At 65.7% G+C, this 15,067-nt stretch carries 16 protein-coding genes and 1 pseudogene; 13 read left to right on the top strand and 4 right to left on the bottom strand.

The annotated features are described in order from the left end of the window. Positions 1 to 49: 49 nt before the first annotated feature. Positions 50 to 2,983 (bottom strand): Rne/Rng family ribonuclease, encoded by a 2,934-nt coding sequence (locus ACY3GB_RS22840; RefSeq protein ID WP_463090759.1) that lies wholly within the window; start codon positions 2,981 to 2,983, stop codon positions 50 to 52. Between the two features lie 524 nt (positions 2,984 to 3,507). Between ACY3GB_RS22840 and ACY3GB_RS22835 the strand changes: the two genes are divergently transcribed. From ACY3GB_RS22835 to ACY3GB_RS22800, 8 genes are all read left to right on the top strand, one after another. Beyond that, a complete protein-coding gene (locus ACY3GB_RS22835; RefSeq protein WP_463090758.1) occupies positions 3,508 to 4,446 on the top strand; it encodes an RluA family pseudouridine synthase in 939 nt (312 codons plus the stop codon). Then, positions 4,446 to 5,102 (top strand): HAD family hydrolase, encoded by a 657-nt coding sequence (locus tag ACY3GB_RS22830; protein ID WP_463090757.1) that lies wholly within the window; start codon positions 4,446 to 4,448, stop codon positions 5,100 to 5,102. The genes ACY3GB_RS22835 and ACY3GB_RS22830 overlap by 1 nt, the downstream gene beginning before the upstream one ends. After that, a complete protein-coding gene (locus ACY3GB_RS22825; protein ID WP_463090756.1) occupies positions 5,078 to 5,437 on the top strand; it encodes a Rieske (2Fe-2S) protein in 360 nt (119 codons plus the stop codon). The genes ACY3GB_RS22830 and ACY3GB_RS22825 overlap by 25 nt, the downstream gene beginning before the upstream one ends. 43 nt (positions 5,438 to 5,480) lie before the next feature. Next, positions 5,481 to 6,419 (top strand): S49 family peptidase, encoded by a 939-nt coding sequence (locus ACY3GB_RS22820; RefSeq protein WP_463090755.1) that lies wholly within the window; start codon positions 5,481 to 5,483, stop codon positions 6,417 to 6,419. Between the two features lie 17 nt (positions 6,420 to 6,436). Then, positions 6,437 to 7,276: a flagellar motor protein MotD gene (gene motD, locus ACY3GB_RS22815; protein ID WP_463090754.1), complete on the top strand. Its 840-nt coding sequence runs from the start codon at positions 6,437 to 6,439 to the stop codon at positions 7,274 to 7,276. Next, positions 7,273 to 7,863 carry a malonic semialdehyde reductase gene (locus ACY3GB_RS22810; RefSeq protein ID WP_463090753.1) on the top strand — a complete coding sequence of 197 codons (591 nt, stop codon included), beginning with the start codon at positions 7,273 to 7,275 and terminating at the stop codon, positions 7,861 to 7,863. The genes motD and ACY3GB_RS22810 overlap by 4 nt, the downstream gene beginning before the upstream one ends. A 73-nt stretch (positions 7,864 to 7,936) precedes the next feature. Then, positions 7,937 to 8,971 (top strand): quinone-dependent dihydroorotate dehydrogenase, encoded by a 1,035-nt coding sequence (locus ACY3GB_RS22805; protein WP_463090752.1) that lies wholly within the window; start codon positions 7,937 to 7,939, stop codon positions 8,969 to 8,971. Positions 8,972 to 8,994: 23 nt separating this feature from the next. Further along, on the top strand, positions 8,995 to 9,456 hold the full coding sequence (locus ACY3GB_RS22800) for an outer membrane lipoprotein (RefSeq protein WP_463090751.1): 462 nt from the start codon (positions 8,995 to 8,997) through the stop codon (positions 9,454 to 9,456). Positions 9,457 to 9,516: 60 nt separating this feature from the next. Here the strand turns inward: ACY3GB_RS22800 and ACY3GB_RS22795 are convergent, their stop codons facing one another. The 3 genes from ACY3GB_RS22795 to fur are packed head-to-tail and all read right to left on the bottom strand — an operon-like array spanning position 9,517 to position 11,364. Beyond that, positions 9,517 to 10,248 (bottom strand): arginyltransferase, encoded by a 732-nt coding sequence (locus ACY3GB_RS22795; protein WP_463090750.1) that lies wholly within the window; start codon positions 10,246 to 10,248, stop codon positions 9,517 to 9,519. After that, positions 10,235 to 10,936: a leucyl/phenylalanyl-tRNA--protein transferase gene (gene aat / locus ACY3GB_RS22790; protein ID WP_463090749.1), complete on the bottom strand. Its 702-nt coding sequence runs from the start codon at positions 10,934 to 10,936 to the stop codon at positions 10,235 to 10,237. The genes ACY3GB_RS22795 and aat overlap by 14 nt, the downstream gene beginning before the upstream one ends. Next, on the bottom strand, positions 10,933 to 11,364 hold the full coding sequence (fur, locus tag ACY3GB_RS22785) for a ferric iron uptake transcriptional regulator (protein ID WP_463090748.1): 432 nt from the start codon (positions 11,362 to 11,364) through the stop codon (positions 10,933 to 10,935). Before fur ends, aat begins: the two co-directional genes overlap by 4 nt. 97 nt (positions 11,365 to 11,461) lie before the next feature. Here fur and ACY3GB_RS22780 point away from each other — a divergent pair, with 97 nt between their 5' ends. The 5 genes and pseudogenes from ACY3GB_RS22780 to ACY3GB_RS22760 all read left to right on the top strand — a co-directional run bounded on the left by ACY3GB_RS22780 (position 11,462) and on the right by ACY3GB_RS22760 (position 14,981). Then, positions 11,462 to 11,845 carry an outer membrane protein assembly factor BamE gene (locus ACY3GB_RS22780; RefSeq protein WP_463090747.1) on the top strand — a complete coding sequence of 128 codons (384 nt, stop codon included), beginning with the start codon at positions 11,462 to 11,464 and terminating at the stop codon, positions 11,843 to 11,845. Next, positions 11,842 to 12,648 carry a 4-hydroxy-tetrahydrodipicolinate reductase gene (gene dapB / locus ACY3GB_RS22775; protein WP_463090746.1) on the top strand — a complete coding sequence of 269 codons (807 nt, stop codon included), beginning with the start codon at positions 11,842 to 11,844 and terminating at the stop codon, positions 12,646 to 12,648. The genes ACY3GB_RS22780 and dapB overlap by 4 nt, the downstream gene beginning before the upstream one ends. 36 nt (positions 12,649 to 12,684) lie before the next feature. Further along, positions 12,685 to 13,650, top strand: coding sequence for a FecCD family ABC transporter permease (locus ACY3GB_RS22770; protein WP_463090745.1), 966 nt, complete (start codon positions 12,685 to 12,687; stop codon positions 13,648 to 13,650). A gap of 40 nt (positions 13,651 to 13,690) precedes the next feature. After that, positions 13,691 to 14,443, top strand: a pseudogene (locus ACY3GB_RS22765) (ABC transporter ATP-binding protein); the annotation flags it as partial. A 70-nt stretch (positions 14,444 to 14,513) separates the two neighbouring features. Then, complete coding sequence (locus tag ACY3GB_RS22760) at positions 14,514 to 14,981, top strand: hypothetical protein (protein ID WP_463090744.1); 468 nt, start codon at positions 14,514 to 14,516, stop codon at positions 14,979 to 14,981. Positions 14,982 to 15,067: the final 86 nt, after the last annotated feature.

Here is a 15,067-nt window from a genome sequence, read left to right as displayed (position 1 = left end):
TACCTGGCAGCCGCGGAGAGAGCGTCGCCCTCTCCGCTCCGCATCACGCTCAACCGTTGCGGGTTTCGATCTGCATCAGTTGCACCGGCTCGACAACCGCAGCGTCAGCGGCGGCGACGACATCGCGGCGGCGCGGGCCTTGCGGCAGCTCGGGCTCCGGCGTTGTCGAGGGCTGCTGCGACACCGGCTTGGTCGCGACCATCACCAGGCCGCCCAGATCCAATGGCTTGGACTCCACGGCAACCGGCTTCGACTCGACGACAATCGGATCCGCCTTGGCGGCCGGCGCTTCCACAACCGGAGCATCCTCCACCTTCGCCAACGCTACCGGCGCGGCCTCCTCGACAACCGTCTCTTCCGGAACGACCGGCTCGGCCTGGGCGGCAGCAACCGGCGCCTCAGCCACCGGCTCGGCAACCGGAGCCTGCTCGGCTTCGACCACCACCGCCGGCTCGACCACCACGGCCTCCGGCTGCGGTTCCGCGACGACGACGATCGGCGCTTCGCGCTCGGCGACAACCGCCTCGACCGGAGCGGACTCAACCGCCGGCTTGGCTTCTGCTTCCGCCTGCGGCTTGGACTCGACCGCTTCCACAGCCGACTCTACCGCCACCGCTGCGACGGCTGCTGCCACCGCAGCTCCAGCCGCTTCGGCGACAGGCGCGGCCGGCGACTCGGAAACCGCTTCCGCAGCGTTTTCCTGCTGGCCTTCCGGATTGTCGCGGCGACGATCGCGGCGGCTGCGACGGCGGCGGCGTTCGCCACGCTCCTGCTCGGCCTGCTCGCCTTCGGCATCCAGGCGCAGCTCTTCCTGCACCGGTTTTTCGACGGCTTCAGCCGGAGCGGCTGCCGGCGCCTGACGGCGGCGCGATTCCTGTTGCGGCCTGTCCTGCTTCTCAGCCTTCTCGCTCACGCGCTCTTCGCGCGGCGACTGCTCGCGGACTTCCTTGGGCTCGCGCGGTTCACGCGGTTCGCGGCCCTCGCGCTCGCGGCGGCGGTTGCCTCGCGGTTCGCGCGGCTGCTCGTTGCGCTCTTCACGCTCGCGGCTCGGCGCCTCCTTGCGTTCGGCGCGCTCAACGCGTTCGGCATCCTTGCGCTCGTCCTGGCGGCGGGTCCTGCCCTCATCCTGCTGGGCATGGCGACGCTGGTCGTGCTCGCGGCGGGCCTGGCCGCCGGTGCGGCGTTCCTGCTGCCGCTGGCGGTTGCCGCGCTGCTCGTTGCTGCGCGAAGCGGCCGGCGCGGGTTTTTTCTTGGCATCCTGCGCGGGCGCCTTTTCCGGCTCGGCGAACAAGCGCTTGACCCAGGCCGCGATGCCGGCGAACAAGCCGCCCTGCTCCACGGGCTTGGCCGGCTTGGCCTCGACGCTGGCGTTCGGGGCCGGCTGCTGAGGCGTGATGCCCTTGACGGCGGCTTCCTGGCGCTCCACCTTCGGCTTTTCCTGGCCGAAGTTGGTGATCACGTCTTCTTCCTGCACTTCGACGCGGCTGTAGCTCGGCGCTTCGCCCAGCTCGGCCAGGTCATCGTGGCGCACGCGCACGATCTTGTAGTGCGGGGTTTCGAGATGGATGTTCGGGATCAGCACCACGTCGACATCCAGCCGCTCTTCGATCGAGTGGATCTCTGCGCGCTTCTCGTTCAACAGGAAAGTGGCCACGTCGACCGGCACCTGCGCGTGCACCGCGCCGGTGTTTTCCTTCATCGCCTCTTCCTGGATGATGCGCAGGATGTGCAGCGCCGACGATTCGGTGCCGCGGATGAAGCCGATGCCGTGACAGCGCGGACATGGCTCGTGGCTGGTCTCGCCCAGCGACGGCTGCAGGCGCTGGCGGGACAGTTCCAGCAGGCCGAAACGGGACAGCTTGCCCATTTGGACGCGGGCGCGGTCATGCTTCAGAACGTCGCGCAGGCGGTTTTCCACGTCGCGCTGGTTCTTCGGGTTTTCCATGTCGATGAAGTCGATCACCACCAGGCCGCCCAGGTCGCGCAGGCGCAGCTGGCGAGCAATCTCTTCCGCCGCTTCCAGGTTGGTCTTGACCGCGGTTTCCTCGATGTCGGCGCCCTTGGTGGCGCGGGCCGAGTTCACGTCGATGGACACCAGCGCTTCGGTGTGGTCGATCACGATCGCGCCGCCCGACGGCAGCTGCACGCTGCGCGAGAAGGCGGTTTCGATCTGGTGCTCGATCTGGAAGCGCGAGAACAGCGGCACATGATCCTTGTACACCTTCACACGCGACAGCATGTTCGGCATCACATGGCTCATGAACTGGCGGGCCTGATCGTGGATTTCATCGGTATCGATCAGCACTTCGCCGATGTCCGGATGGAAATAGTCGCGGATCGCGCGGATCACCAGGCTGCCTTCCTGCAGAATCAGGAACGGCGCGGACTGCGCGCCGGCGGCGCCCTCGATGGCGCGCCACAGCTGCATCAAGTAACCCAGATCCCACTGCAGCTCTTCCAGATTGCGGCCGATGCCGGCGGTGCGCGCGATCAGGCTCATGCCATGCGACACCTCCAGCTGCGACAGCAGATCCTTCAGCTCCTGGCGCTCTTCGCCCTCGATGCGGCGAGACACGCCGCCGCCGCGCGGGTTGTTCGGCATCAGCACCAGGTAGCGGCCCGCCAGGCTGATGTAGGTGGTCAGCGCCGCGCCCTTGTTGCCGCGCTCGTCCTTCTCCACCTGCACCACCACTTCCATGCCTTCGCGCAGCACGTCCTGAATACGCGGACGACCGCCCTCATAGCCCTGAAAATAGGAGCGGGACACCTCCTTGAACGGCAGGAAGCCGTGACGCTCGGTGCCGTAATCGACGAAGCAGGCTTCCAGCGAAGGCTCGATCCGGGTGATGATACCCTTGTAGATATTGCCTTTGCGCTGTTCCTTGCCTACGGTCTCGATATCGAGATCGACGAGCTTCTGCCCGTCGACAATCGCGACGCGCAGCTCTTCGGCTTGCGTCGCATTGAACAACATACGTTTCATTTACATTCCTTGCGCAGCACTCACGCAAGGATGCAGCCAGTATTTGACGGCCCAGTGACTATTAATGGGCGCTTTCCGAAAGAAGTGTCGAGGTAAAGATCGAGAAAAACAGGTTTGCTATGAAAGCCGACTTCCTGATTTGAGTCACATGCAGCCCAGCGATTCTGTGCGCAAACGGCGCATCGGCGTTGTCGCCGATCCCGCCTACCAGGCGGGACAAACATTGCAGGACGGCTGGCATGCCGGGTCAAACTTCGCTGCGAAATCTCCCGACTGGCTTAGTATCGAGAGATGGAATACTCGTGAGTGCGTTATGCGTATAAATGCATTACCATCGCTACTTTTCGGTGAGCGAGTTAACCTTGGCTGCGGCTGTGCAAACGGCATCAGGTCAGGAGTTGGCCCCTGCCGGCCATTTCGGTTTCCGCAGCAGCATCACGCTAAACAGGCCGTGACCTTGGTTTCCGACCGCTGCCCGCTCGGGGTGCACTCGCACCGCGGACAGCGCCATAAGTATAAGCAATATGACAGACATTCGCAAAGATTCCGTAACCTTCCTTGAAGTGGACGCAGAAGATGCCGGCCAGCGGCTGGACAACTACCTGCAACGCCTGCTGAAAGGGGTTCCCAAGAGCCATATCTACCGCATCCTGCGCTCCGGCGAAGTGCGGGTGAACAAGGGCCGCGTCGATGCCAGCTACCGCGTGGCGGCAGGCGACACGCTGCGCATTCCGCCGATCCGCGTCGCCGAGCGCGCGGAAAAGAACGTGCCCGCCGCCACCTTCCCGGTGGTGTACGAAGACGACGCGCTGCTGGTGATCGACAAGCCCGCCGGCGTGGCGGTGCACGGCGGCAGCGGCGTGTCCTTCGGCGTGATCGAGCAATTGCGCCGCGCCCATCCGGAATGGCGCTATCTGGAGCTGGTGCACAGGCTGGACCGCGAGACGTCCGGCCTCTTGATGCTGGCCAAGAAGCGCTCCGCGCTGACCCGCCTGCACGACATGATGCGCGACAACGTGCCGGACAAGCGCTACCTGGCGCTGGCAGCCGGCCGCTGGCCGGAGAACGTCAAACAAGTGAAGCTGCCGCTGTTCAAGTTCCACACCCCGGACGGCGAGCGGCGGGTGAAAGTGGCCGAAGGCGACGACGGCCAATACGCGCACACCAACTTCTCCATCCAGCAGCGCTACACTGAATTCACGCTGGTGGAGGCTCATCTGCGCACCGGCCGCACCCACCAGATCCGGGTGCACATGCAGGCCAACGGCTGCGCGATAGCCGGCGATGAAAAATACGGCGACTTCGCGCTGAACAAGGAGCTGGCGCGGCGCGGGCTGAAGCGGATGTTCCTGCACGCCAGAAGCCTGACGCTGCCGCACCCGCTGACCGGCGCGCCCCTCAAGCTGGAAGCGCCGCTGCCGCCCGAGCTGCAGAAATTCCTGAAAACCCTGGAGCCGCGCTAATGCGTGAATACGATCTGGTAGTGTTCGACTGGGACGGCACCCTGATGGACTCCACCGCCCATATCGTGAATGCCATCCAGCAAGCCTGCCGCGATCTGGCCCTTCCCGTGCCGGATCGCGAGGCCGCCAGCCACGTGATCGGCCTGCGCCTGGCCGAGGCGATGCAGCAGTTCTGCCCGCAGGACCAGGCCAGCCGCCTGCCCGAACTGGTGGACGCCTTCCGCCGCCACTACCAGGCCGGACTCGACCGCGTCACGCTGTTCGACGCCGCCCGCGACACACTGGAGGCGATCCGCGCCTGCGGCGCCTTCGTCGCCATCGCGACAGGGAGCAGCCGCGCCGGTTTAGACCGCGCGCTGGCGGCTGCCGGCATCAAGAACCTGTTCGACGCCACCCGCACCGTCGACGAATGCCACTCCAAGCCGCACCCGGACATGCTGCTGCAATTGACCGACCTGTTAGGCGTGGCGCTCGACCGCACCGTCATGGTGGGCGACACCAGCCATGATCTGATGATGGCGCAAAACGCCGGCAGCCACGGCGTCGGCATCAGCCACGGCGCCCACGACAGCGCCGAGCTCATCCGCTGCGAGCCCCGCGCCATCGTCCACTCCCTGCCCGAGCTGTCGTCATGGCTGCTCCCCAGGCTCTGCTGATCTGCCGCTCCTCCGATCTGGAGGACGGCGGCCTCGCCCGCCGCTTCGAGATCGCCCAGGCGGATGGCGATCCGCTGCCCGCCTTCGCGGTGCGCTACCGCGGCCGGGTTTATGGCTACTTGAACCGCTGCCGCCACATCCCGGTGGAGCTGGATCTGCAGGACGGCAATCTGTTCGATCTCTCCGGCCACTACCTGATCTGCAGCATGCACGGCGCGCGCTACCGCCCCGACACCGGCTACTGCACCTGGGGCCCCTGCCGCGGCCAATCCTTGACGACGCTGGATGTGGTCGAAGAAGACGGCCAAGTCTGGCTGAATGTCATGCCCGCCTGAATTTTGCTAGACTCACGGGATTATCCTGGAGCAGATTCGAAAAATGAGCGACACCCCGAACTGGGAACGACAACTGCTGGAAAAGCTCGCCTCGGCGTCCCTGGTGGAACAGCGCCGCAGCCGGCAATGGAAAATCTTCTTCCGCCTGGCCTGGCTGGTCATCATCGGCATGATCGCCGCCAGCGTGTTCATGCGCGGCGAGGAAAAAAGCGCGGTAGGCCTGGCCGGCGGCGGCCACACCGCTGTGATCGAGCTGGATGGCGCCATCACCAGCGAGAATGAAACCGGCAAGAAAATGATCTCGGCGCTTGACCACGCTTTCCGCGACAAGAACACCAAAGGCGTGATCATCGACGCGAACAGCCCCGGCGGCAGCCCGGTGCTGTCCGGCATGGTCTACGATGAAATCCGGCTTCTGAAGAAAAAGCACGCGGATATTCCGGTCTACGTGGTGGTGAGCGAGGTCTGCGCGTCCGGTTGCTACTACATAGCCGCCGCCGCCGACAAGATCTTCGTCGACAAGGCCAGCATCGTCGGCTCCATCGGCGTGCTGTCCGACGGCTTCGGCTTCACCGGCGCGATGGAAAAGCTGGGCATAGACCGCCGCCTGAAAACCGCCGGCGAGAACAAGGCGATGGGCGACCCGTTCTCCCCGCCGAATCCCAAGCACGACGCCATCCGCCAGCAACTGCTGGACGACATCCACGCGCAGTTCATCCAGGCGGTGGAAAACGGCCGCGGCCCGCGGCTGAAGAAAGACCCGCAAATGTTCAGCGGCATGGTGTGGCTGGGCGAAAAAGCGATTCCGCTGGGTTTGGCCGACGGCTACGGCACCGTGGCCTCGGTGGCGCGCGACGTGGTGAAGGCGGAAAAAACCGTGGACTTCACCCAGCAGGACGATTTCTCCAGCCGGGTGGCGCGCCGCATCGGCGTGGAATTCGCCGGCGGCGTGAAGTCGCTGTTCGACACCCAGCTGTTCTGATTCAGGCGGAGGCTCAGATGGCATCGCGGCGCAGGAAGCAGGAAGAAGAGCACGAGAACCACGAACGCTGGCTGGTTTCCTACGCCGACTTCATCACGCTGCTGTTCGCCTTCTTCGTGGTGATGTACGCGATCTCCTCGCTGAACGAGGGCAAATACCGCGTGATGTCGTCCGCCATCATGGACGCCTTCCGCAACGGCACGGTGATCACGGTGCAATCGACGCCGCCCTCCGGCGGCGCCAACACCATGATAGAGATCCCGAAGACCAAGCCCATCGCCAAGGCCATCTCCCATGGCCGCAAAGAAGCGGAAGCCGCCAAGCTGGGCGAGCTGACGCAAAACCTGGCCAAGGTTTTGAGCCCGCTGGTGCAGAGCGGCGAGGTCACCATCACCCAGACCGACCAAGGGATCAATATCGACATCCGCGACAGCGCGCTGTTCGCCATCGGCCAGGCCGAGCCGAACCAGCAGTCGCTGCCGCTGATGTCCAATATGGCCAAGCTGCTGTCCGGCGTGGACAACGCGATCAAGGTTGAAGGCTTCACCGACGACGCGCCGATCCGCACGCCCGCCTTCCCGTCCAACTGGGAGCTGTCGGCGGCGCGCGCCGGCGGCGTCGTGCGGCTGTTCCAGGAAAACGGCATCTCGGCGCAGCGCATGGTGGCGGTCGGCCACGGCGCCAACCTGCCGGTGGCAGACAACGCCACCGCCGACGGCCGCGCGCGCAATCGCCGCGTCACTGTCTCCGTCCAGGCCAACACTTTCGCGGAACCGGAAAATCCTGAAAGCTCCGCGCCCGCCACCGCCGGCGGCGTCAAGCAACCACACCCCACCCCAACCGAGGTAAGACCATGAGCACTCCCCTCTCCCACGCCACGCTGGAACAACTGTTCCTGAATGCCCGCACCCACAGCCACTGGCAACCGCGACCGGTGAGCGACGAGTTGCTGCATCAACTGCACGAGCTGCTGAAACAGGCGCCCACCAGCGCCAACTGCTCGCCGGCGCGCTTCGTGTTCGTCAAGAGCGAGGCGGCCAAGGCCAAGCTGAAGCCCTGCCTGGCCGCCGGCAACGTCGACAAGACCATGGCCGCGCCGGTGTGCGTGATCGTCGCCCACGACACCCGATTCTACGAGCACCTTCCGCAGCTATTCCCCCACGCGGACGCCAAGAGCTGGTTCGAGGGCAATCAGCCGCTGATCGACACCACCGCTTTCCGCAACGGCACGCTGCAAGGCGCCTACCTGATCCTGGCCGCGCGCGCGCTGGGCCTGGATTGCGGCCCGATGTCCGGCTTCGACAACGCCGCAGTGGACGCGGCCTTCTTCCCGGATGGCCGCTTCAAGTCCAACTTCCTGATCAACCTGGGCTACGGAGAAGCCGACAAGCTGTTCCCGCGCTCGCCGCGCTTCGGCTTCGACGAGGCCTGCCGGATTCTGTAAGCCGCGCATTTGCCGCTGGCTTGATCCCGATGCCCGGTTATAATGCCGGGCATTTGTCTGCCCGGAGAATGCCATGCTGTACCCGCTGCTGCGCCCGCTGCTGTTCAAATTCGACGCGGAGACCGCCCACGAGCACACATTGAAGATGCTCGACCGCGCGCATCGGCTGCGCCTGACTCCGCTGGCCGCCTCGCCCGCCGTCCGCCAGCCGGTGCAAGCGATGGGCCTGACCTTCCCGAACCCGATCGGCCTCGCCGCCGGCCTGGACAAGAACGGCACCCATATCGACGCGCTGGCCGCGCTGGGCTTCGGCTTCATCGAGATCGGCACCGTCACCCCTCGCCCGCAGGATGGCAACCCCAAGCCGCGGCTGTTCCGCCTGCCGGAACACGAGGCCATCATCAACCGGATGGGCTTCAACAACCAAGGCGTCGCCGCGCTGCTGGACAATGTGCGCCGCAGCAAATTCAAGGGCATGCTCGGCATCAACATCGGCAAGAACGCGATCACGCCGATAGAAAACGCGGTGGACGACTACCTGGCCTGCCTGGACCAGGTCTACGCCGCCGCCAGCTACGTCACCGTCAACATCTCCTCGCCCAACACCAAGAACCTGCGGCAGCTGCAACAAGGCGACGAGCTAGGCCGGCTCTTGGCAGCGCTGAAGCAGCGCCAGCAGGCGCTGGCCGACAAGCATGGCCGCTACGTGCCGCTGGCGGTGAAGATCGCGCCGGACCTGGACGACGAGCAGATAGCCGAGATCGCCCGGCTGCTGACCAGCAACGGCATAGACGGCGTCATCGCCACCAATACCACGCTGTCTCGCCGCGAAGTGGCCGGCCATCCGCTGGAAAACGAGGCCGGCGGCCTGTCCGGCGCGCCGGTTCGCAGCCGCTCCACAGAAGTCATACGCAAACTGCACAAGGAACTTGGCGGCGCTCTGCCTATCATAGGAGTTGGCGGCATCCTTTCCGGCAACGACGCCGTGGAAAAACTGGATGCCGGCGCCAGCCTGGCGCAGCTGTACAGCGGCCTGATCTATCGCGGTCCGGAGCTGGTCGGCGAATGCGCGCGGGCGGCGGCGCAATATCTACAAGCTCGCAACTAAATAGAAAGAATGGAGCAGGAAAAATGATTTATTCCATCAGCCGCATTACCCTGGTCAGCCTGCTGAGCGTCGGCGTGCTCGCCGGCTGCTCGACATCGGATTCCGCAGCCGTTTACTCCAAAGGCCAAATGCGCCAGGCGCAGACCGTGCAGCTCGGCACCGTGCTGTCGGTGCAGAACGTGAAAATGGAAGGCCAGAACAATGAGCTGCTGACTCTGGGCGGTGCCGCACTGGGCGGCCTGGCCGGCAGCAATATCGGCGGCGGCAAGGGCCAGATCGCCGGCGGCATCGTCGGCGCGCTGGCCGGCGGTTTCGGCACCCAGGCCGCGCAACGCGCGATGACCAAGAACGCGCTGGAGATCACCGTCAAGCTGGATACCGGCCGCACCATCTCCATCGTCCAGGAAGCCGACATCCCCTTCGTCGTCAACCAGCGCGTCAAAGTGCTGAGCGGCGGCGGCAACGACCGCGTCGTACCGTACTGAGCGAATATCGCCCAAAAACGAAAACAGGCCCTTTCGGGCCTGTTTTTGTTTTCATCCATTTCAGCCGCTCTCCGGCATCGTCTGCCAACGGCCGCCGTACAACATCTGCAGCGGCCGATAGCCGGACTTGTAGGCCATCTTGCGGCAGTCTGCGATCCAGTAGCCCAGGTAGACGTAGCTCAATCCCAGCAGGCGCGCCTGCTCCACCTGCCACAGCACGTTGTAGACCCCCAGGCTGGACTGGCTGTCCTCCGGATCGTAAAAGGTGTAGACGGCTGACAGGCCGTCCACCAGCCTATCCACCAGGCTCACCATCTTCAGCTGGCCATTCAGCCGAAATTCGGCCAGGTGGCTGTCCACCCCGCTTTTCAGAATGAACTCGGAATACTGCTGCGCGTCGTCGTCCGACATGCCGCCGCCGGCGTGACGAGTCTGCTGATACCAGCGGTACAGTGCGTAATGCTCGGCGTCGAAACCCAGCGGCAGCCAGCGCGCGCTCATCTCGGCGCCGCGCCGCCACACCCGCCTCTGGGTGCGGCTTGGCCGGAACTGATCCACCGGCAAGCGCACTGGAATACAAGACTGGCAGGAGTCGCAATAAGGACGATAGGTATAGAGGCCGCTGCGGCGGAAGCCCAGCCTGACCAGCTGGCTGTAAACGCCGCTGTCTATCGCCTCGGCCGGGATCGCCACCTGGGAGCGCGCCTGCCGGCCGGACAGATAACTGCACGGGTATGGCGCGGTGGCGTAGAAATGGATGGCCGCGACTTGGCCGGCTTCACGATGACTCATGGCGGTAATGGTAATCCCACATCTGATCCGGCTGAGGATGCCGGATGTTCTCTTTCAGAGTAGCAAGAAAAACATCGCGCGATATCAGCCTCGCGCCGAGGCTGGCCAGGTGCTCGGTGTGCATCTGGCAATCTATCATCGCCACGCCCTGGGCTTGCAGATGCCGAACCATGTGGACGAAGGCGAGTTTGGACGCGTCCCGCCGCCGCGAAAACATCGACTCGCCGTAGAACATGCGGCCGATGGATACGCCGTACAGCCCACCCACCAGCTCGCCGTCCATCCAGGTTTCGAAGCTGTGGGCGTAGCCCAGCTGATGCAACCGGCAATAGGCGGCCACCATTTCCGGCACGATCCAGGTGCCATCCTGTCCCGCCCGCGGCTCGGAGCAGGCGCGGATCACCTCGGCAAAGTCAAAATCGACGCGGACTTCGTAATCGAGATTGCGCAGGGTTTTGGCCAACGAACGGCTGACCTTGAGCTCATCGGGAAACACCACCATGCGGGGCGCGGGCGACCACCACAGTATCGGCTCGCCCTCGGAAAACCAGGGAAAAACACCCTCGGAATAGGCAGTGAGGATGCGGCGCGACGACAGGTCGCCGCCAGCCGCAAGCAGGCCGTTGGGATGACTGAGGGCCTGCGACACCGGCGGGAAGACAGGCTCGGAACCGAGCCAGGGAATCATCCGCGGCGGCCGCTCTTGCCCAGGCAGTCCGGGCACTCGCCATACATGTACAGCGCGTGCTCGACGATGCGGAAACCGTGCTGTTCGGCGATCCGGTCCTGAAGCGCTTCGATCTCCGGATCGAAGAACTCCACCACCTTGCCGCAACTGATGCACACCATATGGTCATGGTGGCCGCCCTGGTTCAGCTCGTACACGGCCTTGCCGGTTTCGAAATGATGGCGCACCAAGATGCCCGCCTGCTCGAACTGGGTCAGCACGCGGTAAATGGTGGCGAGCCCGATGTCGATGTTTTCCGCGAGCAGCTTGCGGTAGACGTCTTCGGCGGACATGTGGCCGGCGTCGCCCTGCTCGAACAGATCAAGGATTTTCAGACGCGGACCGGTGGCTTTCAGGCCGATATCTTTGAGGTGACTGGCTTTGCTCATCGTGATATAAAGTGTGTCGGTTTTCGAATCATGATAAAGCCTTTTGACGGCTTTGCCTAATTACAGCCTCATAAACGTTTGAGTCAATCGGAGTACCATGCGCGCCCTGATTTTCGCCGCCGTCATCGCAGTCGCCGGCTGCAGTTCGATGAATCCCCTCGACTGGAGCCACCGCGTGGAAGTCCAGCAAGGCAATTACGTCACCCAGGACGCTGTCGCCAAGCTCAAGCCCGGCATGACCCGCGCCCAGGTGCGCTTCCTGCTGGGCACCCCGCTGCTGACCGACCCCTTCCATGCCGACCGCTGGGACTACAAGTATAGCGACGCCAAAGGCGGCAAGGTGGACCCCGCCAGCGACAAACTGCTGACCGTCTATTTCAAGGGCGATACGCTGGAGCGCGTCGAAGGCAACGCTCAGCCCGCGCCGCCGGCCAAGCAGTTGGACGCGTCCGCGCCCGCCCAGGAAGCCAAGAAGCCATGAGCGGCCAGAACATCGTGATCGTCGGCGCGTCCGGCCGCATGGGCCGCGTGCTGATCGAGTCCGTGCTGAATGCGCCGGGCGCCCGCCTGCACGCGGCGATAGACCGCGCCGACTCCGGCTTCATCGGCCAGGATGCCGGCCTGTTCTGCGGCCGCAACAGCGGCGTCGCCATCAGTTCCGACTTCATCTCCGCTCTGGACGGCGCCGACGTGGTGATAGACTTCACCCGCCCCGAAGGCACGCTGGAGCACATGCTTGCCTGCGCGGAACGCGGCGTGCGCATGGTGATCGGCACCACCGGCTTCGACGATGCCGGCAAGGCCGCCATCCGCGCCGCGGCGGACAAGATCGGCATCGTGTTCGCATCCAACTTCAGCGTGGGCGTCAACCTCACCTTCAAGCTGCTGGACATGGCCGCGCGCGTGCTGAACGAAGACTATGACATCGAAATCATCGAGGCCCACCACCGCTTCAAGGTGGACGCGCCGTCCGGCACCGCGCTGCGCATGGGAGAGGTGATCGCCGACGCGCTGGGCCGCGACCTGAAGCAATGCGCGGTTTATGGCCGCGAAGGCGTGACCGGCGAGCGCGATCCTCAAGCCATCGGCTTCGCCACCGTGCGCGGCGGCGATGTCGTCGGCGACCACACCGCGCTGTTCGCCACGCTGGGCGAACGCGTGGAAATCAGCCACAAGGCCTCCAGCCGCGCCACCTTCGCCAACGGCGCGGTGCGCGCCGCGCGCTGGCTGTCCGACAAACCGCGCGGCCTGTTCGACATGCAGGACGTGCTCGGCTTGCGCTGACGCTCCGGAGGGGCCTCGCCCCTCCCTCTTCCAGCCATGCGCGTCCGCCCCCTTCTCTTCATCCTGCTTCCCCTGCTCGGCCTCACCGCTCTCGCCTCCCTGCTGCACCATAGTCAGCTGCGGCCAGCCAGCCTGCTCATGCTGGATCCGCAGCCGCACCTGGAGTGGCAGCTGCTGCTGGAACTGCGCCTGCCGCGGCTGCTGGCGGCCGCCTCCGCCGGGGCGCTGCTGGCCAGCGCCGGCTGCGCGGTGCAGGCCCGCTTCCGCAACCCGCTGGCCGAACCCGGCCTGATCGGCATCAACAGCGGCGCGGCGCTGGCCGCGGCGCTGGCCCTGAGCCTGGGCGCGGGCCTGTACGGCGTGGCCGCGGCCGGTTTCGCCGGCGGCCTGGGCGCGCTGCTTCTGGTCCGGCTATTGGGCGACGACAAGGACGGCAACCGCCTGATTCTCAGCGGCCTGGCAGTCAGCACCCTGCTCGGCAGCCTGCTGACCCTGCTGATCACCATGTTGCCGGACGGCTCCCTGCGCGTGGTGACCTTCTGGCTGATGGGCAGCTTCGCCAGCGCCGAGTGGCCGCTGGCCCTGGCGCTGGCGGTGTCAACGCCGCTGGTCTGGCTCGCGCTGTTCAGCCACTGGCGCTTCCTGAACGCCCTGCAACTGGGGGAAAGCGCGGCTTTCCATCTGGGCTTTTCCGTGCGGGGGCAGGAATGGCGCATCGTGCTGCTGGCCGCGCTCGCGGCCGGCCTGGTGGTGTCCGGCTGCGGCATGATAGGTTTCGTCGGCCTGATGGCGCCCCATCTGGCGCGCCAGTTGCTCGGCAGCGACTCCCGCCGGCTGCTTGCCGTCTCCCCGCTGCTGGGCGCCTGGCTGACCGTCAGCGCCGACTGGCTGGCCCGTTCGCTGCTGGCGCCGGCGGAATTGCCGGTCGGCGTGATCACCAGCCTGCTGGGCGCGCCGTTCTTCCTGTGGCTGCTTCGCCGCCAGGGGCCTCGCCATGCTTGAAGCCCGCGGCCTGTCTCTGAGCAAAGGCGGCCGAACCTTGCTGGCCGATATCGACCTGACGCTGCGCCCCGGCGAGCTGCTGGCCGTGCTGGGACCCAACGGCGCCGGGAAAAGCAGCCTGCTCAAGCTGCTGTCCGGCCTGTGGCAGCCGGACCGGGGAGACATTCTCCTCGCCGGACAACCGCTGAAGCGGATGCGCAGCGCGGAGCTGGCCCGCTGGCGCGCCGTCGTCGAACAGCACCCGGTGACGCCGGACGGCTGGCGCGGAGCCGAGCTGGTGGCCGCCGGCGCCTACCTGAGCCCGGAAGCCGGGCGGCAACGCGTCGATGCCGCCGTGGCCGAGGCGCTGCGCCTCAGCGATGCCGCCGGCCTTGCCGATCGATACCTGACCCGCCTCTCCGGCGGAGAGCGGCAAAGGCTGCAGCTGGCGCGCGCATTGTGCCAGCTGCTGCTGTCGCCGCAGCCCGAGCGCTATCTGCTGCTGGACGAGCCCACCGCGGCGCAGGACTTCGCGATGGCCGACGCGCTGATGGCCCGGGTCCGAACCCTGGCTCACGAACTGGGCATAGGCGCGCTGGCGGTGGTGCACGACCTCAATCTGGCGCTGCGCCACGCCGACCGGGTGCTGCTGCTGAACGACGGCCGCGCGGCAGGCTGCGGCGACAACCGCGAGATGATGCGGCGCGAGCGGCTGGAAGCCGTCTACGGCGTGCGGCTGGCCGAACTGGCCCACCCCGAGCAGCCGTGGCGCGCCTTCATCCCCATGCCCGGACCAACGCCCCCGCAAGCCTGACCCGTATTGCATTCGCCAGGCAAACCTGCGATCCTGACCATCTCGCATCCGCAACCGGAAGAGAGAAGTCATGCCGCTGCTAGCCGCTCTGCAATCGCTTCCCAACCAGTTCTGTGGCGAAGGCATCAACCACGAAGACCAGACCTTCACCGGCTGCCTGCACTGGCAGGCCCTGCCCGGCCAGCGCGCGCTGCTGCTGCACTATACGGCCAGCGGCACCGACGGCGAAATCCTGCATCGAGAAACCACCCTGCTCGGCTATCTGCCCGACGGCACGCTATGCCTGTGGCCAGTGATGGACGAGCTGCCCTATGTGCTGGCCCACCCGGCGATACGCCAGGCGGAAAGCGGGCACGGCGTGCTGGAGGTGGTGTTCGCCAGCGGCCCCCGCAGCCTGAGCGAGCATTTCCGCCAGGAAATCACCATCCGCATCGAAGCCAACGGCCAGGTGCTGTACGCCCAGGCCTGGGGCGAACCCAACGGCAGTTTCGAAGATCGTTCCCACTGCCGGCTGTCGCCGGTGGCCGGCACCGCCTGATCCCCGCCCGGGGCCAGTCGGCTTCCCAGCCAAACTGGCAGAAAAAAGAAAACGGACGACGCCCCGCGCCGTCCGTTGCATTTCAT

It is taken from the genome of Chromobacterium sp. Ag138 (assembly GCF_055181315.1).
This window is presented reverse-complemented; position numbering and strand designations above follow the sequence as displayed.